At 68.2% G+C, this 19748-nt stretch carries 15 protein-coding genes; 5 read left to right on the top strand and 10 right to left on the bottom strand.

Annotated features, from left to right (window positions below):
- Positions 1-321: 321 nt before the first annotated feature.
- From mnmG to IP90_RS16080, 3 genes are all read left to right on the top strand, one after another.
- The gene (gene mnmG, locus IP90_RS16090) at positions 322-2211 is read left to right on the top strand and encodes a tRNA uridine-5-carboxymethylaminomethyl(34) synthesis enzyme MnmG (RefSeq protein ID WP_144900689.1); all 1890 of its coding nucleotides are present in this window, start codon (positions 322-324) and stop codon (positions 2209-2211) included.
- Positions 2212-2289: 78 nt separating this feature from the next.
- Positions 2290-3537 carry a hypothetical protein gene (locus tag IP90_RS16085; protein WP_144900688.1) on the top strand — a complete coding sequence of 416 codons (1248 nt, stop codon included), beginning with the start codon at positions 2290-2292 and terminating at the stop codon, positions 3535-3537.
- Positions 3538-3634: 97 nt separating this feature from the next.
- Positions 3635-3895 (top strand): hypothetical protein, encoded by a 261-nt coding sequence (locus IP90_RS16080; protein ID WP_144900687.1) that lies wholly within the window; start codon positions 3635-3637, stop codon positions 3893-3895.
- Between the two features lie 216 nt (positions 3896-4111).
- Here IP90_RS16080 and IP90_RS16075 read toward each other — a convergent pair whose 3' ends face one another.
- The 5 genes from IP90_RS16075 to glyQ form a co-directional block, all read right to left on the bottom strand.
- The gene (locus IP90_RS16075; RefSeq protein WP_144900686.1) at positions 4112-5218 is read right to left on the bottom strand and encodes a winged helix DNA-binding domain-containing protein; all 1107 of its coding nucleotides are present in this window, start codon (positions 5216-5218) and stop codon (positions 4112-4114) included.
- Complete coding sequence (locus IP90_RS16070; protein WP_242007625.1) at positions 5215-9348, bottom strand: translocation/assembly module TamB domain-containing protein; 4134 nt, start codon at positions 9346-9348, stop codon at positions 5215-5217. Before IP90_RS16070 ends, IP90_RS16075 begins: the two co-directional genes overlap by 4 nt.
- Positions 9345-11120, bottom strand: a complete 1776-nt coding sequence (locus tag IP90_RS16065) for an autotransporter assembly complex protein TamA (RefSeq protein ID WP_144900685.1) — start codon at positions 11118-11120, stop codon at positions 9345-9347. Before IP90_RS16065 ends, IP90_RS16070 begins: the two co-directional genes overlap by 4 nt.
- A gap of 148 nt (positions 11121-11268) precedes the next feature.
- The gene (glyS, locus tag IP90_RS16060) at positions 11269-13452 is read right to left on the bottom strand and encodes a glycine--tRNA ligase subunit beta (protein WP_144900701.1); all 2184 of its coding nucleotides are present in this window, start codon (positions 13450-13452) and stop codon (positions 11269-11271) included.
- Positions 13452-14366, bottom strand: a complete 915-nt coding sequence (gene glyQ / locus IP90_RS16055) for a glycine--tRNA ligase subunit alpha (protein ID WP_144900684.1) — start codon at positions 14364-14366, stop codon at positions 13452-13454. Before glyQ ends, glyS begins: the two co-directional genes overlap by 1 nt.
- A 114-nt stretch (positions 14367-14480) precedes the next feature.
- On the opposite strand from glyQ, the gene IP90_RS16050 reads away from it, so the two are divergent.
- Complete coding sequence (locus tag IP90_RS16050) at positions 14481-15218, top strand: glutamine amidotransferase (RefSeq protein WP_277874227.1); 738 nt, start codon at positions 14481-14483, stop codon at positions 15216-15218.
- 64 nt (positions 15219-15282) lie between these two features.
- Positions 15283-16194 (top strand): hypothetical protein, encoded by a 912-nt coding sequence (locus IP90_RS16045; RefSeq protein ID WP_144900683.1) that lies wholly within the window; start codon positions 15283-15285, stop codon positions 16192-16194.
- Positions 16195-16207: 13 nt separating this feature from the next.
- Here the strand turns inward: IP90_RS16045 and IP90_RS16040 are convergent, their stop codons facing one another.
- The 5 genes from IP90_RS16040 to IP90_RS16020 form a co-directional block, all read right to left on the bottom strand.
- Entirely contained in the window at positions 16208-16906 is a 699-nt protein-coding gene (locus tag IP90_RS16040; RefSeq protein WP_144900682.1) for an RDD family protein, read from the bottom strand.
- Positions 16899-17663 (bottom strand): twin-arginine translocase subunit TatC, encoded by a 765-nt coding sequence (gene tatC / locus IP90_RS16035; protein WP_425477137.1) that lies wholly within the window; start codon positions 17661-17663, stop codon positions 16899-16901. The genes IP90_RS16040 and tatC overlap by 8 nt, the downstream gene beginning before the upstream one ends.
- A complete protein-coding gene (tatB, locus tag IP90_RS16030) occupies positions 17653-18015 on the bottom strand; it encodes a Sec-independent protein translocase protein TatB (RefSeq protein WP_144900680.1) in 363 nt (120 codons plus the stop codon). Before tatB ends, tatC begins: the two co-directional genes overlap by 11 nt.
- Before the next feature lie 31 nt (positions 18016-18046).
- On the bottom strand, positions 18047-18289 hold the full coding sequence (gene tatA / locus IP90_RS16025; RefSeq protein ID WP_144900679.1) for a Sec-independent protein translocase subunit TatA: 243 nt from the start codon (positions 18287-18289) through the stop codon (positions 18047-18049).
- A gap of 94 nt (positions 18290-18383) precedes the next feature.
- Positions 18384-19265 (bottom strand): lipid-binding SYLF domain-containing protein, encoded by an 882-nt coding sequence (locus IP90_RS16020; RefSeq protein WP_144900678.1) that lies wholly within the window; start codon positions 19263-19265, stop codon positions 18384-18386.
- Between the last annotated feature and the right edge of the window lie 483 nt (positions 19266-19748).

Genomic DNA, 19748 nt, shown 5'->3' with positions numbered 1-19748 from the left:
CCCTCTGTCGACGCCCGGTGGGGAATCACGGATCCCCCCTGTTCCGCCTCCGCCGGGCGTCGGCGCCAAAAAAACGGGGCCGGATGTCCCCCGACATCCGGCCCCTCGCTACCCCGGCGTGCGCATGGCCGTCCCTGTTCCAACCCGGCCAACGCCCCCGCGTCTTGCCACGCTGGGTGCAAGCAGGGAGGAAGCAGAAAGCATGCCAACCTCCCGGGCGCCGGTCGGCGATAATGCCGGCCTTCCGCGGCCCCGACCCCGCGGCGACGTGAGCTGACCGTCGCACGCAGTCCGGCCGCCGACCGCCACCAGACCTTCGCCATGACCGTTTCCTTCCATCGCTACGACGTGATCGTGATCGGCGGCGGCCACGCCGGCACCGAGGCCGCGCTGGCGTCGGCGCGCGCCGGTGCGCGCACGCTGCTGCTTACCCACAACATCGAAACCGTCGGTGCGATGAGCTGCAATCCGGCCATCGGCGGCATCGGCAAGGGCCATCTGGTCAAGGAGATCGATGCGCTCGGCGGCGCGATGGCGCACGCCGCCGATCGCGCCGGCATCCAGTGGCGCACCTTGAACGCATCGAAAGGCCCTGCGGTGCGCGCGACGCGTTGCCAGGCCGACCGCGCGCTGTATCGCAGCGCGATTCGTTGCATCGTCGAGGCGCAAGCGAACCTGACGATCTTCCAGGCAGCGGTCGACGACCTGGTCATCGAAAACGAAAAGGTGCGTGGCGCGATTACCCAGACCGGCCTGCGTTTCGACGCGCCGGCGGTGGTGCTGACCGCCGGCACCTTCCTCGCCGGCAAGATCCATGTCGGCCAGACCCAATACGCCGCCGGCCGCGCCGGCGATCCGCCGGCGACCACGCTCGCACGGAAACTGCGCGAAGGCCCGTTCGTGGTCGACCGCCTCAAGACCGGCACGCCGCCGCGCATCGACGGTCGCACGCTCGATTATTCGGTGATGGAGGAACAGCCCGGCGACACGCCGCTGCCGGTGTTTTCCTATGTCGGCGACGCGGCCGAACATCCGCGCCAGGTGTCGTGCTGGATCACGCATACGTCCGAGCGCACCCACGAGATCATCCGCGGCGCGCTGGACCGTTCGCCGTTGTTCACCGGCGCGATCGAAGGCATCGGCCCGCGCTACTGTCCGTCGATCGAGGACAAGGTGGTGCGCTTCGCCGACAAGGCCTCGCACCAGATCTTCGTCGAACCGGAAGGCCTCGAGGTCGCCGAGATCTATCCCAACGGCATCTCCACCTCGCTGCCGTTCGACGTGCAGCTGGCGCTGGTGCGCAGCATCCGCGGCTTCGAGAACGCGCACATCACGCGTCCCGGCTACGCGATCGAATACGACTTCTTCGATCCGCGCGGGCTGAAGGCTTCGCTGGAGACCAAGGCGGTCGCCGGCCTGTTCTTCGCCGGCCAGATCAACGGCACCACCGGTTACGAAGAGGCCGCCGCGCAGGGCCTGGTCGCCGGCCTCAACGCCGCGCGTTTCGTACAGCAGCGCGAAGCCTGGTCGCCGCGTCGCGACCAGGCCTACATCGGCGTGCTGATCGACGACCTGATCACGCATGGCACGCTCGAGCCCTACCGCATGTTCACCTCGCGCGCCGAATACCGGCTGCAGCTGCGCGAGGACAATGCCGACCTGCGTCTCACCGAAACCGGTCGTGATCTCGGCCTGGTCGACGATGCGCGCTGGCTGGCTTTCACTAGCAAGCGCGATGCGATCGCGCGCGAAACGCTGCGCCTCGGCGCACTGTGGGCGACGCCAGGCAATGCGCTTGGCCGCGAGCTGGCGCAGGTCACCGGCATCGCCGTTACCCGCGAGAGCACCGCGCTGGACCTGCTGAAGCGTCCGGAACTGGATTACGCGAAGTTGCTGGCGGTGCCGTCGCTCGGCCCCGCGGTAGCCGACGCCAAGGTCGCCGAGCAGGTCGAGATCGGCGTCAAGTACGCCGGTTATCTCGACCGCCAGCGCGATGAGATCGATCGCCAGCAACGCCATGAGGGCACCGCGATCCCGGACGGCTTCGATTACGCCGCGGTGCGTGGCCTGTCCAGCGAAGTGCAGCAGAAGCTCGAACGCGTGCGGCCGGAAACGGTGGGGCAAGCACAGCGCATTCCGGGCATGACGCCGGCCGCGATCTCGCTGTTGCTGGTGCACCTGACCCGGCAACGGCGCAGCCAGGTCGCCTAGAGCCCGCGCTCTGCAGCGCGACATCGTGCACCCAACTGCATCAGCGCGATACGCACATGGCTGGAGTACGCTGCGCGGATGAAAACCATCCTGATCCTTCCACTGGCGCTGGTCGTGCTGCTGGGCGCGTGCCGGCAGGCGCCGCAATCTCCACAGACCGATGCACCGGCCGGAGAACCGGGAGAAGTGCGCGTCTGGCCGCTGCTGTCGGAGCACGGTGCGGCGCAGCCCGATCTCGCGGTCGCGCCCGACGACCGCCTGCTGCTGAGCTGGATCAGCGTGCGGCCCGGTCGCGACAACGCGCTGCAGTTCGCCGCCTACGGCAATGATGGCCGCTGGCAGAGTTCGCCCAGGACGATCGCCGTCGGCGAGGCGCTGCTGTCGAACTGGGCCGACACGCCGCACATCGCCGCGACGGCGGACGGCGCCTTGTGGGTGCACTGGCTGCAGAAGACCAGCACGGCCGCCGGCCAGTACGACCTGGTGCTGAGTCGCTCCGCCAATCGCGGCTTCAACTGGAGTGCGCCGGTCACGGTCAACAGCGACTCCGGCGGCGAGCACGGTTTCGCTTCGCTATGGCCGGCGTCACCATCGGCGCTGGGCGTGGCCTGGTTGAATCCCGTCGCCGCCGCGGACGGCGCGCACGCCGCGCATTCGGCCGGCATGGGATTGCGCACGGCCAGCTTCGATGCGTCATTGCAGCGCAGCGACGATCGCGTGCTCGACGAGATGACCTGCGAGTGCTGCCAGACCGATGCCGCGCTGACCACGCGCGGCGTGGTGCTGGTGTACCGCGATCGCGATGCGGACCAGGTGCGCGACATCGCCGCGCTGCGTTTCGACGGCCAGGACTGGAGCACGCCTGCGAAAGTGCACGCCGACGGCTGGAAGATGCCGGCCTGCCCGGTGAATGGTCCGGCCGTGGCGGCGCACGGCGACGACGTGGTGGTGGCCTGGTATACGGCCGCTGGCGACAAGCCCGCGATGAAACTTGCGCGCAGTCGCGATGCCGGCGCCAGCTTCGCGGCACCGGTGCAGGTCGATCACGGCACGGCCGTGCTGGGTCGCGTCGATGTCGCCCATGACGCCGACGGCGCCTGGGTGCTGTGGCTGCGCGAGGAAGCCGGTGCGCAGTCGTTGTGGCTGGCGCGTTATTCCACCGACCTGGCCCGCGAGGTGTTCCGGAAGCAGATCGCCACGTTGCAAGGCCGCGGCGCGGCGATCGGCTTCCCCAAGCTGGCGCTGCGCGCGGATGGCGCGTATGCGGTGTGGACCGATGTCGTGGATGGACAGCCCAAGCTGAGGGGTGTGCAGGTTCTGCGGTAACCACCGGGTATATGCTCGCTTGGACGAGCTGCCGGCTTTCTGTCTGGAAAAATCCGGCCGTCCGAGGTTGGATCACGGATCACACAAGGAGTGACACATGCCGAACATGACTTTGCTGACCGCCGCAGTCGTTCTCGTCCTGGCCTTGGGCGCATGCGCGTCGACACCTGCAGATAGTCCCCAGATGACCAGGGAAGAACGGGCAGACAAGCATCAGCGCCTGCTCGCCGAAAACGAATATGCACGGCAGGAGAGGTTGCGTGACATCAACCGGCAGCAGGATCGGGAGCGTGAACAGGAGCGTCGCCAGATGAGGACGTGCACAGTCGACAGTTCCGGCAAGCAGGTGTGCAACTGATCGGATTGGATGCGCGGGTCATCTATGAGCATGCGATGTCTGCACGGCATGTATCTGATACAGCAAGCATCCAGCTGTCATCCCGAACGTTGGTGAGTGATCCTCTTTTCTGGCCTGCGCGATAACGGGACGAACAACAGATCCCTTACTGCGTTCGGGATGACGGCTTTGTCTGGATCCGAATCTGCACCGTAACGTCAGATGCACGAGCGCTTGTCACCCCAATGATGCGTCCACGCCCAGGAACGCGCCGTATCGTCGCACCGCCGTCGCCGAGGCTTTCATTTCGCTGCTGCGCAGCGGCTGCAATGGCGTCAGGCTCACGTTCGCCGCATCCTTCTTCAACAGCCGCTTCCAGGTGGCGACGACGCGACCATCGCTGACCAGGCTTGCATTGAACAGGCCGTTGACACCGATCACCTGGCGGCCGAAGGCGGGGTCGAAGGCGAAGCTGCGGTCCTTGTAGGCGACCAGGTATTCGTCGAACGGCGGCAGTAGATGCACGCCCTTGCCTGCCGACCGATGTGGCGTTTCCGCATCGGCGGTTGACCAGTACAACGTGCCGTCGACCGTTTCGCTTGCGAGCTGCGGTTTCGCCCCCGAGATCGCGACCTGCACGTCCTTGAGCGTGAGTCCCGACCACCATGCCAGGTCCTGCGCGGTGGCCGGCCCGCGACTGGCGAAGTAGCGTGTCGCCAATGCGGCCAGCGCTTCCTCGCGCGGCAGCGGTTTCGATGCCGGCACCCACGCGTCCAGCCATGCGTAGGTGGCCTGCTTGCCGTCGCGCGGGCCGCCGCAGATCAGCGCTTCCTGCGCGAGCTGGCCGAGCAGGTTGAGGCCGCGCGATTGCGCGGTCGCATGGCCGGCCTTTTCCAGCACTTCGTACAGGCGGATACGCGTCACCGGGCCATCGCGCAGGGTTTTTTCCAGCAGCTTGCGGCAGCGTTGCAAAGTCGCCGCGTCGAGTCCGCACTGGCGTTCGATGCGGCCGCGGCTGGCTTGCGCGGCGCGAGCACCGGTCAGTGCCAGCATCCAGCGCACGTCGGCCGCCGCCAGCAGGTGCAAGGTGCCGCGCATCGGCCAGGTGCGCACCAGCCGGCCGTCGTCGATGGCGTGCGCGACCGTCGCTTCCGTGGCATCGCGCATGCGCAGGCCGACCGCCCACAACGCGCCGTAATGATCCTGCGCCTGCACTGCCAGCAGCCGCGAAACGACGTCGGATGGCGTATCGGAAGTGGGATCGGCGATCCCTTGGCGCTGCAGGCGCGCGGCGGCGAGCCGCGTCGCGACATCCTGCGCGCGCCGCGTCGTTGCCGGGCTCATTTTTCGCGGCGCCAGTTGATCGAGGCGCGGTTCTCCACCGTGCTCGATTCGATCTGGATGTCGAAGCCCAGCCGCAGCAGGTATTTCAGCGTGAACACCTGGCCGGCGCCGACCAGCGACACGCCGTAGCCCACCCACAGCTTCGGCGTCAGGTGCTTGCCGAAGCCGACCACCGAGCCGCCGAGCGCGCGCGACTCGGTCACGCCGGCCTCGTCGAGGCCGAGCCGACGGCCGAGCTGCGAGGCAATCACGCCGCTGCCGGCGGCCAGCGCGGCAGAGGCGGCGTCCACGCGCAGCGCGTCGGCGCTGTTGGCACCGGCCAGGTTGCGGCCGAGCATGAGGTACGAGATCGCCTGGGATTGCTGCATCACCGGATCCGACCAGACCAGCGCGCGCGGCGCCTGCGCGCGACCGGTGACGTCGATGCCGGCGGTGACTTCGCCGACACGGCGTTCGGCGCGGATGTTGATGCGCGGGTCGGAGATGATGTGGTTGCTCCAGCTCAGCTGGCCGCGGGTGATGTCCAGTTGCTGGCCGTAGGCCTTGTACTTGCCGCTGACATCCAGCCCGCCGGTGGCGGTCATCTCGCGGCCCGGGCGCGCGCGCACCTGGATGCGGCCGGTGATCCGCCCGCTCAGGCCGAAACCTTCGAGCCGCACGTCGTCGCCGAGGGTGACGGCCAGCTCGGTATCCAGCGCCGAGCTCGGCGCCTGCTCCGGATCGATGGGATCCAGCACCACCACGTCCGGCGACGTCGCCACGCCGCGGTCGAGCCGCTCCAGGTCGATGTTGGCCGACGGCACCGTCACTTCGCCGCGCAGCTGCATGGTGCGATCGACGATGCCGAACTGCAGGTCCGGATTGGCCACCGCCATCAGCGACGGCGTATCGGAGACCAGCACGTTCTCGCCGCGGATGTTCAGCTGCAACGGCGTGGCCTGGCCGAACCACGACAGGCCGCCGTCGACGGTCAGCGCGCCCTTGCCGGAACTCACCGAGCCGGAGATGCGCGCCGAACCATCCGGCAGCGCCCGCAGCTGCGCCTGGCCGTTGCTCAGCGTCAGGCCCAGCGCCGGCAGTTCGCCGGTGAAGTTGCTCAGCGTCGCCTCGCCGCCGATCAGCGGACGCGCGCGCGTACCGGCCAGACTGACGTGGCCTTCGACCAGGCCCTGCGGGCGCACCAGGTCCGGCGAGAACAGTTCCAGCCAGAACAGTCGCGACATGTTGAGGTAGATGTCGCCGTTCAACGGCGCGAAACCGTCCCAGCCGGTGGTGACGCGCGCATCGACGAAGCCATGGCCCTTGAAGCCGACGCCGAGCCGGGCCTGGATGCGCAACGGATCGAAATCGGCGTCGAAGGTGAAGTTGTCGTAACGGATCAGTTCGCCGCGCGCGTTGTTGCCCAGCTTGAGCCCGCCGTCGAGCGAGGCGACATGCAGCCGGCCTTCCCAGGCATTGCCGCGCGGGCGGATCGTGCCGTCGAGCGTGACCTCGCCGCGCAGCAGCAGCGGCCGGCCTTCGTTGGGCGGCAGCCACGGCTGCAGCAGGGCCAGCGACAGCGCGTCGCCGCGCACGGTCAGGCCCTGTTGCGGCCACGCCGCCTGCGCGCACAGCCGGCCGCCGCCGCTGGCGCCGAGGCAGGCTTCGCTCAACGTCCAGGCCGGACCGTTGACGGTGAATTGCGCCGGTTGCTGCAGGTTCCACGGCGCGCCCTTGGCGGTGGTCAGCCGCAGCGTCTGCACGGCGCCCTGCCAGCGCGCGCCGCTGCGGCGGACATTGCCCGACAGTGCCAGCGAACCCATCGCGTTGCCGGCGTCGCCGTTGAAGCGCAGGTCCTCGACCGCGCCGTCAAGCTGCAGCCGCAACGTATCGAGCAGCAACCCGGCCTGCACGGCGCTGCCCTGTACGGCCAGCGAACCGCCGCCACCGCGCCACGGCAGCTGGCCTTTCGCGCTCAGGGTTTCGGCCTGCCAGTCGTTCCATTTCAGGCCGCTGCCGGCCAGGTCGATGGTGATGCCCGGCGTCGCGCGCGGGCCGCGCAGGCGCACGTTGCCGCGCAGCGTGCCGGCCGTGTCCGGCAGCAGATCGTCCAGCTGCAGCGGCTGCAGGTTGGCGTCGATGTCGATGCGGTCGCCGACGCTGCCGCGCGCATCGATGCGGCTGTTGCCGATGGTCAGCGCGACATTGCCTTCGCCCTGTTCGCCGCGCAGTGCGAAACGGCCACGGCCGGACAGCGCGCGTCCGCGCAGACGGCCGCGCAGGTCGGTGACATCGGCGGTGGCATCGAAGCGGCGCGGCTGGCCGACGCCGGTGACGCGTTGCCGGCCCTGGGTGACGACGCGGCCGGAGACGCTGCCGTCCCAGCCGCTTGCGACCAGTCCGGGATCGAAATTGGCGAAAGTGGCGCGCAGGTTCCAGTCCAGCACCGGCGACCAGCCGAAACCACCGCGCGCCTCGACGCGGCCGTTGCCCAGCGCCAGCGTCACGTCGCCCTCGCCGCGCTGGCCGGCGAGCGTGATCTTGCCGCGGCCGGACAACGCGCGCTCGCGCAGGCGGCCGCCCAGGTCGGCGACATCGATCGTGGCATCGAAACCGCCCGTCGTGCCGTCGGCCGCAGCCGGTCGCTGCCGACCTTGCGTCTGCAGCTTGCCGTTGACGCTGCCCTCCCAGCCCGGCGCGAAATAGCCTGGATCGAAGCCGGCCAGCGTCGCCTGCAGATCCCAGTCCAGCAATGGCGCCCAGGCGACCTTGCCGCTGGCGTCGAGCGTGCCGGTCGGCATCGTCGCCTGCAGTTTCTTCAACTGCGCGCGTTCGCGGCCGCCGCTGGCGTCCAGCACCAGCTTGGCCTGCTCGTCGCCGCGACGCAGGGTGGCGTTGCCGTTCGCGGTCCACGCCGTGAGCCGGCCGCCGACGTCGAAGTCGGCATCCACCTCGACCGGCTGCGGCGGGGTCGCGTCATCGGTCTGTGCCGGATCGGCCGCCGGCTCGAAGCGCAGGCCGCGCGCTTCCAGCGTGAACTTCAGCGGCGCGTCCTCCGGCTTGCGCAGGTCGGCGGTGCCGCGCAGCACGATGCGTCCGTCGAACGCACGCAGCGCCAGCGGCGCGAAGCCCAGCACCTGGTTCTCGAGCCGCACGTTCGATGGCTCGATCGCGAACGTGCGCCCGCCCTGCACCACGCTGCCCTGCAGCCGCGCGTTGCCGCCCTGGCCGCTGGCACGCAGGTCCAAGGCCAGGGGCGACGGTTCGACGGTCAGCGCGGCATCGACCGGTGGCATCAGCAGCGCCAGGTCCAGCGCCTCGCTTTTCGCGGTGAACGACCAGGTCGGCGCGTCCTTGCCGGCCAGGGTCAGGCTGGCGCGCAGCGGCGCCGGCGCATTGCCCGTCACGGTGACCGCCATCTTCGACAGGTCGCCGCTGGCGTGCAGCGCCAGCCGTGCCGGCGTGCGGCCGGGATGTTGCGGGAAGGTCGCATCGATCTTCAGGTCGGTGCGGTATTCCTCGCGCGGAATGTAATGGCCGTGGATGGTGAAGCGGCCGCGGTCGCTGTCGACCACCAGCTGCCGCGCGTGCAGTTCGCGGGTGGCGATGTCGATGCCGCCGCGCAGGCTGCTGATGCCGATCACCGGCTCGCCGGCCTGGCTGACGCGCAGGCCGTCGATGACGATGGTGTCGGCCTGGATCGCCAGCGGCATCTCGATCTGCGGCAGCGACTGCGGCCAGCGCGGCAGTTCGAACGGGTCGTCGCTTTTCGGCATCTCCAGCGTGGCGTTGGTGATCTGCAGCGCATCCAGCCGCAGCCGGCGGCCGAGCAGCGGACGGATGTCCGGATCCAGGTAGGCTCGCTCGGCGGTGAAGTGCAGCTTGCCGTGGCGGAAGTCCAGGCCGTGCAGGGTCAGCGGCCCGGCCAGCGGCCCTTCTGCCTTGTCCCAGGTCAGCGACGAGCCGGCCGGCAGGCGCGCGATGATCTGCGCCAGCAGCACGTCGCGTCCGGCCACGGTCTGCAGCAGCCAGTACAGCAGCAGCGCCAGGCCGACCGCGCCGAGCGCGATCAGCGCGCCGGACCACGCCCAGAACCGGCGCCGCCGGTAGAAGCGTCGGCGCGGCACCGATGCCGGCGCGGCCTCGTTCACAGGTCCGCTCCGATGTTGAGGTAAATCTCGAACGCCGAGTCCGGATCGTTGAGGCCGCGGGCGATGTCGATCCGCACCGGTCCGACCGGCGAGCGCCAGCGCAGGCCGATGCCGATGCCGGTGTGCAGGTCCATGCGGTCGTCGAACGCGCTGCCGGTATCGACGAACACCGCGCCGCCCCACGGGCTGCCGTCGAGATAGCGTTCGTACTCCACGGTCGCGGTGGCCACGTGCTTGGCGCCGAGCGCGTAGTTGTCCGGCGGCGGCGTGCGCGGCCCGACTTCGCGGAACGCGTAGCCGCGGATGCTGCGGTCGCCGCCGGCGAAAAAGCGCAGGCTCGGCGGCATGCTGACCAGGTCGCTGGTGTAGGTGGTGCCGGCCTCGCCGCGCAGCAGCAGGCGGCTGTTCGGATCCAGTCCCACGAACCAGCGCAGCGTGCCGTGCAGCTGCGCGAAGTTGGTGTCCGAGCCGGCGCCTTCCAGGCCGCCGCGCAGCGTCAGGTTGGCGCTGATGCCCTTGCGCGGGAACATGCGGTCGTCGACATCGACGTAGTCGGCACGCAGTTCCGGATAGAACAGGGTCGAGTACTGGTAGATGCGCTGGCCGTTCTCGTCCGTCTCGCCGTAGTTCCAGCGCTCGCGCAGCAGGTTGACCGAGGCGATGGCGGTGAGGTGTTCGTTGATCTCGCCACTGCGGCTGGCGAAGGTGCGGACGTTGCGCATGTCGATGTAATCGGTCTGCTCGTCGTAGGCGGTGAAAGCCACGGCGTACCAGCCGTCGAGCCAGCGGAACGCGGGAATCCGGTATTGGGTGATGAAGCTCTTGCGGTTCTGCGCGAAGTCCAGCTGGCTGTTGAACTTGTGGCCGCGGCGGTTGACGTAGCGCCGCTCCAGCCCGAGCCGCACACCGGCGCCGCTCTCGCTGCCGTAGCTCAGGCCGACGGTGTAGATGCTGCGCTTGGCGCGCACCAGGTTGACGTCGATCGGCACCAGCCCGTCGACGGCCTGTTCCGGGTGGGTCTGGATGTCGATGCTGGAAAAATAGTCCAGCTTGACCAGCGATTCGCGCAGCCGGTCGAGCTTGCCCTGGTGGAAATAGCTGCCTTCCTCCCAGTACACCAGCGGATCGAACAGGCCGGGCCGGAAGTAGTCGTCATGGAAGGTGATCGGGCCCATGTCGTAGCGGCGGCCGCTGTCCCAGGCCAGGTCGATGTCGGCGGCGTATTCGGCGCGCGTTACCGACACCTGGCGCCGGGTCAGGTCGGCATCGAAATAACCGCGGTCGGACAGGCGCCGGCTGATCTGGTTGCGGCTGGTTTCATAGACCGCATGATCGAGGATCTCCTGCGGCGCCGGCCGGAAATCGGCCAGGTCCTCGCGCAGGTAGCGATCGTGTTCGCCCTCGCCGGTGATGGTGATGTCCGAGCGACGGATGCGTACCGGCTGGCCCTTGTCGACGTTGATGTTGACGGTGACGTTATCGCCGTTGCGCGGCGCATCGACGGTGATGGTCGGCGAATAGAAGCCGAACGGCTCCAGCGCCTGCCGCGTCTGCCGCTGCGCCTGGTTGATCAGGTACTCCAGCCGCGCCTCGCCCTGCGGCTTGCCGATCGTGTCGTAAAGCGACAGCGAGGACTCGATGTTCTCGATCATCGCTGCGTCGTCTTCACGGTCCAGGCCGTGGATGTTGACCTTCTCGATCGTGCCGCGCGCCAGCACCGGCGCGGTGGCGAACAGCAACAGCGCGGCGAGGACGAGAGCGGGGGATCTCATGCAGGCAGGATACCGATATCGGGTCGCAGTGCGTAGCGTGCGCTGCGTGCACGTATCGGGCGACGGAATGCGGGGTATGGCGGCGTGACAACGCGCGTCCCGTGCCGGCGTCGGTCGTGCGCGCAGCGCACGCTACGGTCCTGTCAGGTCAGCTCGATAGATGCTCGATCGCCGCGACGTTGCCGAGACGGTCGGACAGTCGCCTGAGCAGGGCCAGACGGTTGCCGCGCACGGCGGCATCGTCGACGTTGACCATCACCCCATCGAAGAAGGCATCGACCTGCGGGCGCAGTCGCGCGAGGCGGCCCAGCACGGCGACATAGTCGCGCTTGGCCAACGCATCGTCGCTGTCGGCGATGGCCTGCTCGACGGCGGCATGCAGGTTGCGTTCGGCGGCCTCGGCGAACAGCGCGGGATCGACCGTCGCGGGGATGTTGCCTTCGACCTTGCGCAGGATATTGCGGATGCGCTTGTTGGCGGCGGCGATGGCTTCGGCTTCGGGGAGTTTGGCGAACTCGCCGATGGCTTTGAGGCGGCGGTCGAAGTCCAATAGTGAAGCAGGAGACAATGGTGCGACTGCTTCAAATTGTTGCGAAGGAGTTGATTGATCCGTGTAGTAACCGCGAAGACGATCAACCACGAAGGGATAAACTTCTTCAAACTTGGTTTCGCTGATTGATCTTAAATCGCCGTGCATCGTTGGCGTATGAACTCCCTTTGCGCGTGCGCTATCGGCGATAGAGGCCTTCTCGCGCAGCACGACCTGAGATACGGAGCCAAGCACTCCCTCACTTGCTTTGAAAATAAGATTCGGAAGATTGAGCTCAAGTTCGCTTTCGATAATGGTGCGTGCCAACCCCAGCGCATTGCGCCGCAACGCAAACGGATCCTTGTTCCCGGTCGGCTTCAGGCCCGCGGCGAATCCGCCGGCCAGCGTATCCAGCCGCTCGGCGATCGCCAGCACCTGCCCCAACTTGCTCGGCGCGATCGCATCGCCGGCAAAGCGCGGCATGTAGGCCTCGTCGATCGCGTGGGCGACGTCCAGCGGCTCGTTCTCGACCGCGGCGTAATAGCGTCCGGCGACGCCCTGCAGTTCCGGGAACTCGTTGACCAGGCGCGACTGCAGATCCGCTTTCGACAGCTCGGCCGCGCGCCGCGCGAGTTGCGGATCGACACCGACTTCGCCGGCGATCGTTTCCGCCAGTGCCGCCACGCGCGCCACCTTGTCGGCGACAGTGCCGAGCTTGGCCTGATAGGTGACCGTCTTCAGGCCTTCGTTCATCGACGCCAGGCCCTGCTTCATGTCCTCGACGAAGAAGAACTTGGCGTCGGCGAAGCGCGGACGGATCACCCGCTCGTAGCCCTTGCGGATCTCGCTTTCGTCCTTCGACTCGACGTTGGCGATGCCGATGAAGTGCTCGTTGAGCCGGCCTTCGCCGTCCAGCACCGGGAAGAACTTCTGGTTCGCCTCCATCGTCGCGATCAGCGCTTCCTGCGGCACCGCCAGGAATGCGTGCTCGAACGAGCAGGCGATCGCCTTCGGCCATTCGACCAGGCAGTTGACCTGCTGCAGATTGTCGTCGTCGATGCGGGCGACGCCACCGGCGCGCGTCGCGGCCTGTTCGACCTCGCGCACGATGCGCTCGCGGCGCTCGTCCGGATCGACCAGCACCTTGGCGCCGCGCAGGGCGTCGAGATATTCGTCCGGATTGTTGATCCATACCGGCTTGTCGTGCAGGAAGCGGTGGCCGCGGCTCATGCGGTCGGTGCGCACGCCGAGCGCTTCGCCCTCGACCACGTCCTTGCCCAGCAGCATCACCAGCCAGTGCACCGGCCGCGCGAACGCGTAGTCGTGGCCGCCCCAGCGCATCGGCTTGGGGATCGGCATCGCCGCGATCGCCTCGCGCAGGATTTCCGGCAGCAGTTCGCGGGTGCGCGCGCCGGGCGTGACCGCGCGATGCACGAAACGCTCGCCCTTGTTGTCGCTGGTCCTGTCCAGCTGCGTCCAGTCGACGCCGGCCTTCTGCGCGAAGCCCTGCAGGGCCCGGGTCGGCTCGCCGTTCGCGTCCAGCGCGATGTTGAGGTAGGGGCCGAGCACTTCCGACGCCTGCTCGGGTTGTTCGATGGCCACGCCGGGCAAGCGCACCGCCAGCCGGCGTGGCGTGTACAAGGGCTTTGCCTCGCCGCGATCGAAGGCGATGCCGCGCCGGTCCAGGCCATCGATGACGCCATCGAACAAGGCCTGCGCCAGTCCGGGCAGCGCCTTGACCGGCAGTTCCTCGGTGCCCAGTTCGATCAGCAGTGGCTGCATCGTGGAACGCGCGTCGACCATCATGCCGCCACCTGCTTCGCGCCGGCGGATTTCAGCGCCGGGAAGCCGAGCTTCTCGCGCTGCGCGTAATACGCTTCCGCGACCGCCTGCGACAGCTTGCGTACGCGCAGGATGTAGCGCTGGCGTTCGGTGACGCTGATCGCGCGGCGCGCGTCGAGCAGGTTGAAGCTGTGCGAGGCCTTGCAGACCTGATCGTAGGCCGGCAGCGGCAGGCCGAGTTCGACCAGTTTCAATGCCTCTTTCTCGCAGGCATCGAAACGATGGAACAGTTCGGCGACATCGGCATGCTCGAAGTTGTATGCCGACTGCTCGACCTCGTTCTGGTGGTAGACGTCGCGGTAAGTCACCGTGCCCTGCGGCCCCTGCGTCCACACGATGTCGAACACGTTGTCGACGTTCTGCAGGTACATGCACAGGCGCTCGAGGCCGTAGGTGATCTCGCCCAGCACCGGTCGGCATTCCAGGCCGCCGGCCTGCTGGAAATAGGTGAACTGGGTGACTTCCATGCCGTTCAACCACACTTCCCAGCCCAGTCCCCAGGCACCGAGCGTCGGCGATTCCCAGTTGTCCTCGACGAAGCGCAGGTCGTGCACCAGCGGATCGATGCCCAGCGCGATCAGCGAACCCAGGTACAGCTCCTGGATGTTGTCGGGGTTGGGTTTCATCGCCACTTGATACTGGTAGTAGCGTTGCAGCCGGTTCGGGTTCTCGCCGTAACGGCCGTCGGTGGGGCGGCGGCAGGGCTGCACGTAGGCGGCATTCCACGGCTCGGGACCGAGCGCGCGCAGGAACGTGGCCGGATGGAAGGTGCCCGCGCCTACCTCCAGGTCCAGCGGCTGGATCAGCACGCAGCCCTGTTCCGCCCAGTAGGTGTTGAGGCGCTGGATCATCTGCTGGAAGGTCGGGCCTTGCATCGGAATCCTTGTCTTGAAACGGATCGTGACCGCCGGCAGCGAGCCGTTCGGAAAGCGCCGGTTAGTATACGGGGAGGCCCGCTGCGGGCCGCCTTCCGACGGGGTTTCCGGCTCGTGCGCGACGCCTTCTCACCACCGTTGTTGATCGTCGAAACCGGGCAGCCGGTGGCGACGATGCGTCGCCACGGCAATTTCCCGCACTGGATCCGCGTCGCTGCCGGACTGCGCGCCGACGAGGCGGTGGTGGCGCGGGTCGAGAGCGGCGACGCACTGCCGCGGCACGACGGTTTCGCCGGCGTCATCGTCACCGGTTCCGGGGCGATGGTCACCGAGCGTCGCGACTGGAGCGAGCGCAGCGCGGAGTGGCTGCGCGAGGCGGTGCACGAAGGCGTGCCGGTGTTCGGCATCTGCTACGGCCACCAGCTGCTGGCGCATGCGCTCGGCGGCGAGGTCGGCGACCATCCCGACGGGCGCGAGATGGGCACGGTCGGACTCGAGCTGCATCCGCAGGCCAGCGACGACCCCCTGTTCGCCGGCCTGCCGCCGCGGTTCCCGGCACAGGCCACGCACCTGCAGACGGTGCTGCGCGCACCTGAGGGCGCGACCGTGCTGGCGAAATCGGTGCACGACGCCTGCCACGCGTTCCGTTGGGGCGATCGCGCCTGGGGTGTGCAGTTCCATCCCGAATTCAGCGCCGCCCACATGCGCGGCTATGTGCACGCGCGTCGCGACGCGCTGGCCGGCGAGGGTCGCGACTGGCGCGCGGTCGCCGCCACCGTCACCGCGACGCCGCAATCGCGACGCGTGCTGCGGCGCTTCGTCAGGCATGCGCGTGGCGCCCGCGGGCGCTGAGGCAATCAGTTAGGATGCCGGCAGTGGCGGGGGCGCCACACACGGACATCGAAAAGGGGACGACATGCAGATGCGCGCGATGGGACCGGGAGCCGGCTGGCGCTGGCTGATGCAGGGCGTCAACCTGGGTCGCAACAATCCAAAGGCGATCTTCGGCGGAGTCGCGCTGCTGGCACTGGTCGCGCTGGTTCCGAGCGTGATCCAGGTGATCGCGCAGTACGGACTCAAGCTGGAGTCGCAGAGCCTGCTGATGGTGATCGGGTTCACCACGCTGCTGTCGATCATCGTGTTCCCGCTGCTGATCGGCGGCATGCTGCGCGTGATCGACGCCGGCGAGCACGGCCGTCCCACGCACGCCACCGCGATCTTCGACGCCTTCCGCGGCGGACACGGCGCGGGCAGGCTGATCGGTTTCGGCGTGTTGATGAGCGTCATCTACATCGGCGTCTTCCTCGCCCTGGTCTCGCTGCTCGGCGAGGGCATGCTGGACTGGTACCTGCAGGTGATCACCGCGTCGCAGGCGCAGCAGGCCGGCACGCCTCCGGCGGTGCCGCCGATCCCTAAAGGCTTCGGCCGGGTGATGGCGCTGGGTTCGCTGTTCGGCCTGTTCTTCGGCGGCGTCTACGCGATCGGTTTCGGCCAGATCGCGCTGACCGACCGTAGCGTCGGCGGCGCGCTCGCCGACGGTTTCACCGGCGCGCTCAAGAACCTGCTGCCGATCCTGGTGCTGGCGATCATCGCCTTCGTGGCTTTGATCCTGCTGATCATCGCCTTCATGCTGGTGGCGCTGCTGCTTGGCGCGATCGGCAAACTGGTGCATGAGGCGCTGGCGCTGGTACTGCTGGTACCGCTGTACATCGGCCTGCTGCTGGCGATCTATGCGGTCATGTTCGGCGTGATGTACCACCTGTGGCGCGACGTGGCCGGCGGCGATGCGGCGGCCGGCGGCGACAGCAACGGCGTGGTCGCGGCCTGATCGCGCGCCGCAGTCAATACGGGGCGCTGTCGATCGCCGATCGCAGCGCGCCCAGCAGCGACAGGTAGAACCAGGCGCCGAGCGCCAGCGCCGCCATCGCCTGCAGCAGCAGCCAGGCTTTCGCCCACAGCGGCAACACGGCGCCGCGGTCGGCGGCGACGCGCGTACTGGCGATATAGTCGTGCAGCGCGCGCTTCTGCGGCGTCCACGCCGCCAGCGCATGCCCGAGGTTCAGCAGCAGCCACGACGGCGCAGCGGCGAAATGCCGCGCCGTCGCACGCCGCCAGTCCAGCGCTTCGCCATCGATATCGGTCACGCGCAGCCCGAGCGCGCGCTTGCCCGGCGTCGCCTGCCAGGGCGAGCGCTCGAATCCGATCCAGTAACACGCCGCGAACAGCGCGAACCAGGCGACCGGAGGCAGCAGCAGCACGCGCAGGTCGTCGAGGATGGTCGCCATTGCCGCCTGCAGCGCCGGCTCGTGTGCCAGCGAGGAGGCCAGCTGCATCACCTGCGTGCCCTGCATCAGCCCGTCGACCAGGCGCTGCGCCAGCATCATCGTCAACGACACGAAATCGCCGACCAGCGCCTGCAGGTGCATGCGCAGGCCGGCCATGCTGAACAGCAGCGTGGGCACGGCGACGATCGCCGCATCCAGCGACCACGCCACGTACCGTTGCCAGAAACCTGCCGGGCGCGTGCTGCCCTCAGCCATGATCCGCGTCGACGGAGTCGGCCGGCTCGCGTGGCGCGATCATCCGCGCGGCGAGGATGCCGGCCTCGTACAGCAGCATCATCGGGATCGCCAGCAGCAGCTGCGAGACCACGTCCGGCGGGGTGATGATCGCGGCGATCACGAAGATGCCCACGATCGCATAGCCGCGCCACTCGCGCAGCTGCGCCGGCGTCACCCAGCCCAGCAGCACCAGGATCACCAGCGCCACCGGCAGTTCGAAGCTCGCGCCGAACGCCAGGAAGATCACCAGCACGAAGTCCAGGTAGGCGTTGATGTCGGTCATCATCGCCACGCCGCTGGGCGTGACCTGGGCCAGGAATGCGAACACCGACGGCAGCACGATGAAAAACGCGAACGCGCAGCCGACATAGAACAGCAGCAGCGCCGAGGCCAGCAGCGGCAGCGCCAGCTTCTTTTCGCGCCGGTACAGGCCAGGTGCGACAAACGCCCACACCTGGTACAGCAGCCACGGCATCGCCGCGACCAGCGCCACGAAGAACGCCAGCTTGATCGGCGCGAAGAACGGCGAGGCGACCTCGATCGCGATCAACTGCCCGCCCTTGGGAAGCTTTTCCAGCAGCGGCTGCGCCAACCAGCCATACAGGCGGTTGGCGAACGGCAGCAGGGCCACGAATGCGATCAGCAGCCCGATCACCGCGCGCAGCAGGCGCGAACGCAACTCGACCAGGTGGTCGAGCAGCCGGCCCTGCGCGCCGTCGCCGTCGTCAGCGGACAGCATCGTCGTCACGCGTGGCGGGTGGTTGGTCGGTGGATGCCGGAGGCGCTGGTTCCGCGTCCGGCCTGGCGTCGTCGGCCATGCGCTCGAAGTCGCGACGCAACTGCTCGCCGCTGGCGCGCAGATCCTGGTCGGCCTGGCGCATCAGTGCCTGCGTATCGTGCAGGTTGCGCTTGATCTCCTCGGTGGCCAGGTCGCGTTCCAGCTCGTCCTTGACCGAATGCCATTGCGCGCGCGCGCGCCGCACCCACAGGCCGGCGAAGCGCGCCGCCTTGGGCAGGCGCTCGGGGCCGAGCACGATCAGCGCGACCACGGCGATGATCAGCAGCTCGCTGAAACCGATATCGAACATGATCCGGGACTGCGAAGATCAGCGCCGCGGCTCAGCGCGGCGTGTCGTCGTCATTGCGCGTTTCGGACTTCTGTTCGTTGCGCGTCTGCTCGCTGCGCCGGGACTCGTCGCCGAGCTGGCCGGGCGGCTGCTTGTCGTCGTCGCCCATGCCCTGCTTGAAGCCCTTGACGGCTTCGCCCACGTCCTTGCCGACGTTCTTCAGGCGCTTGGTGCCGAACACCAGCACCACGATCACGAGCACGATCAGCCAGTGCCAGAGACTTAGACCACCCATCGGGTTTCGCCAATCAGTTATGGGCGATCAGGATAACGCAGGTCGTGTTACGGCTGTTGCAGGTGCCTGTTCACGCAAGCGCGTCCGCAGCCTGTCACGGCTGCGTCGGCGGCGGCGACTCCGGCAGCGCTTCGGTGCGCACTTCGCCAGCCTCGACCGGCTCGAACGGCGTCGGTTGCGGCGCTCCAGTTGCCGGCGCCGTGGCCGATGCGCTGGTGCTGGCGGTGGCGGCCGGGGTGGCGGTCACCGGGGCCGCGGCGGTGCGCTGACCCTGCGTGCCACGACGCGCCCGCGCGGTGGCGGTGGCTTCTTCCAGGCCGTCGCGGAAATCCACGATGGTGTTGGCCGCGGCCGGGTTGGCGCGGTCTTCGAAGATCATCCGCGGCGTGGTGCCCTTGCCGTACACGGCTTCGTTGGCGTCGTCGTCGATCGACAGCACCGCGCCGTCCAGCGCGACGCCGGCGAACAGGCCGCGCGCGCGCGACCACGACCAGATTTCCGCCTTCAGCTGGCCGTCGGTGGCGGTGGACGCATTGCGGCCGAGCGGACCGGCAGCGACGCCGGCATCGGCGCCGAGGGTGAACTTGCCGTTGACGATCGAGTCCAGGCCGCGATCGCTGCGGAATACCAGCACGATGTCGGCCGCCTGCACGCCAGCCTGGAAACCGATGCTGCCGCCGGTGAGGGTGATGAAGCTGGGATTGGACCAGGTGCCGTCGGGATTTTTCACCGCCAGCACGCCGTGGCCGCGACGTCCGCCGATCACCAGCCCGGCCTTGATCGAATCCGGAATCACCGCGATCGCGCGCGCCTCGTCGAGCAGCTTGTCGGGGATGGCCGATTCCGGAATCGCCTGGATCTCGGTGAGCACGCGCAGCGCATTGCGCGCGCGTTCCTCTTCGTTGCTGCCGGCGAAGGCCAGCGTGGGCAGCAGGCAGGCGAGCATCGTCAGGAGCAGGCGGGACGAACGGATCATGGGGCGGACTCCGGCAAGCGGGGTGCTGTGGAAGACAGCAAAATACAGGCGAAGTTCAGCCTAGTCACATGGGCATGAATCGCATCTGAGCCTGCGGGTCGCTTTGCCACATGGAACTGAGGGCAGAGCAAGAGCAGCGGACATGTACGTGATTTTGCCGGTGTTGTGGCAGCTGCCGTTGCTACAAGCCGTCATCCCCGCGAAGGCGGGGGCGAAGCGCCGCGTTTGCGAGCCATGGCTCGCGCGGCACTGAGCGCCATCGCGCCATGCGCGATGACAGGGGGTCGTAGACCCAGTGACTTTGCTTGGTTTAAAGAGCTGGGTTCGCTCCACCGCTCTTTGCTGCAACCACAAGAGCTTCCGCCCGCTGCGCGTGCGGGTCACTTTCTTTTGCTGACCCAAAAGAAAGTAACCACTGCGCCGCAGGCGCGAACGGCGTAGCCGGCCCGAAGGGCGAAGGGCGCAGCCCTGAGTAAAGAAAAG

The organism is Luteimonas cucumeris (assembly GCF_007830035.1).
GTDB classification, from domain to species: domain Bacteria; phylum Pseudomonadota; class Gammaproteobacteria; order Xanthomonadales; family Xanthomonadaceae; genus Luteimonas_C; species Luteimonas_C cucumeris.
This window is presented reverse-complemented; position numbering and strand designations above follow the sequence as displayed.

What these genes read in the sequence shown, in the direction of transcription:
- glyQ (WP_144900684.1), bottom strand. Translation starts at nt 14,366, where the DNA reads ATGCAAGGCCCGACCTTCCAGCAGATGATCCAGCGCCTCAACACCTAC.
- tatA (WP_144900679.1), bottom strand. Translation starts at nt 18,289, where the DNA reads ATGGGTGGTCTAAGTCTCTGGCACTGGCTGATCGTGCTCGTGATCGTG.
- IP90_RS16045 (WP_144900683.1), top strand. Translation starts at nt 15,283, where the DNA reads ATGCAGATGCGCGCGATGGGACCGGGAGCCGGCTGGCGCTGGCTGATG.
- IP90_RS16020 (WP_144900678.1), bottom strand. Translation starts at nt 19,265, where the DNA reads ATGATCCGTTCGTCCCGCCTGCTCCTGACGATGCTCGCCTGCCTGCTG.
- IP90_RS16065 (WP_144900685.1), bottom strand. Translation starts at nt 11,120, where the DNA reads ATGAGATCCCCCGCTCTCGTCCTCGCCGCGCTGTTGCTGTTCGCCACC.
- IP90_RS16040 (WP_144900682.1), bottom strand. Translation starts at nt 16,906, where the DNA reads ATGGCTGAGGGCAGCACGCGCCCGGCAGGTTTCTGGCAACGGTACGTG.
- mnmG (WP_144900689.1), top strand. Translation starts at nt 322, where the DNA reads ATGACCGTTTCCTTCCATCGCTACGACGTGATCGTGATCGGCGGCGGC.
- glyS (WP_144900701.1), bottom strand. Translation starts at nt 13,452, where the DNA reads ATGGTCGACGCGCGTTCCACGATGCAGCCACTGCTGATCGAACTGGGC.
- IP90_RS16080 (WP_144900687.1), top strand. Translation starts at nt 3,635, where the DNA reads ATGCCGAACATGACTTTGCTGACCGCCGCAGTCGTTCTCGTCCTGGCC.
- IP90_RS16075 (WP_144900686.1), bottom strand. Translation starts at nt 5,218, where the DNA reads ATGAGCCCGGCAACGACGCGGCGCGCGCAGGATGTCGCGACGCGGCTC.
- tatB (WP_144900680.1), bottom strand. Translation starts at nt 18,015, where the DNA reads ATGTTCGATATCGGTTTCAGCGAGCTGCTGATCATCGCCGTGGTCGCG.
- IP90_RS16085 (WP_144900688.1), top strand. Translation starts at nt 2,290, where the DNA reads ATGAAAACCATCCTGATCCTTCCACTGGCGCTGGTCGTGCTGCTGGGC.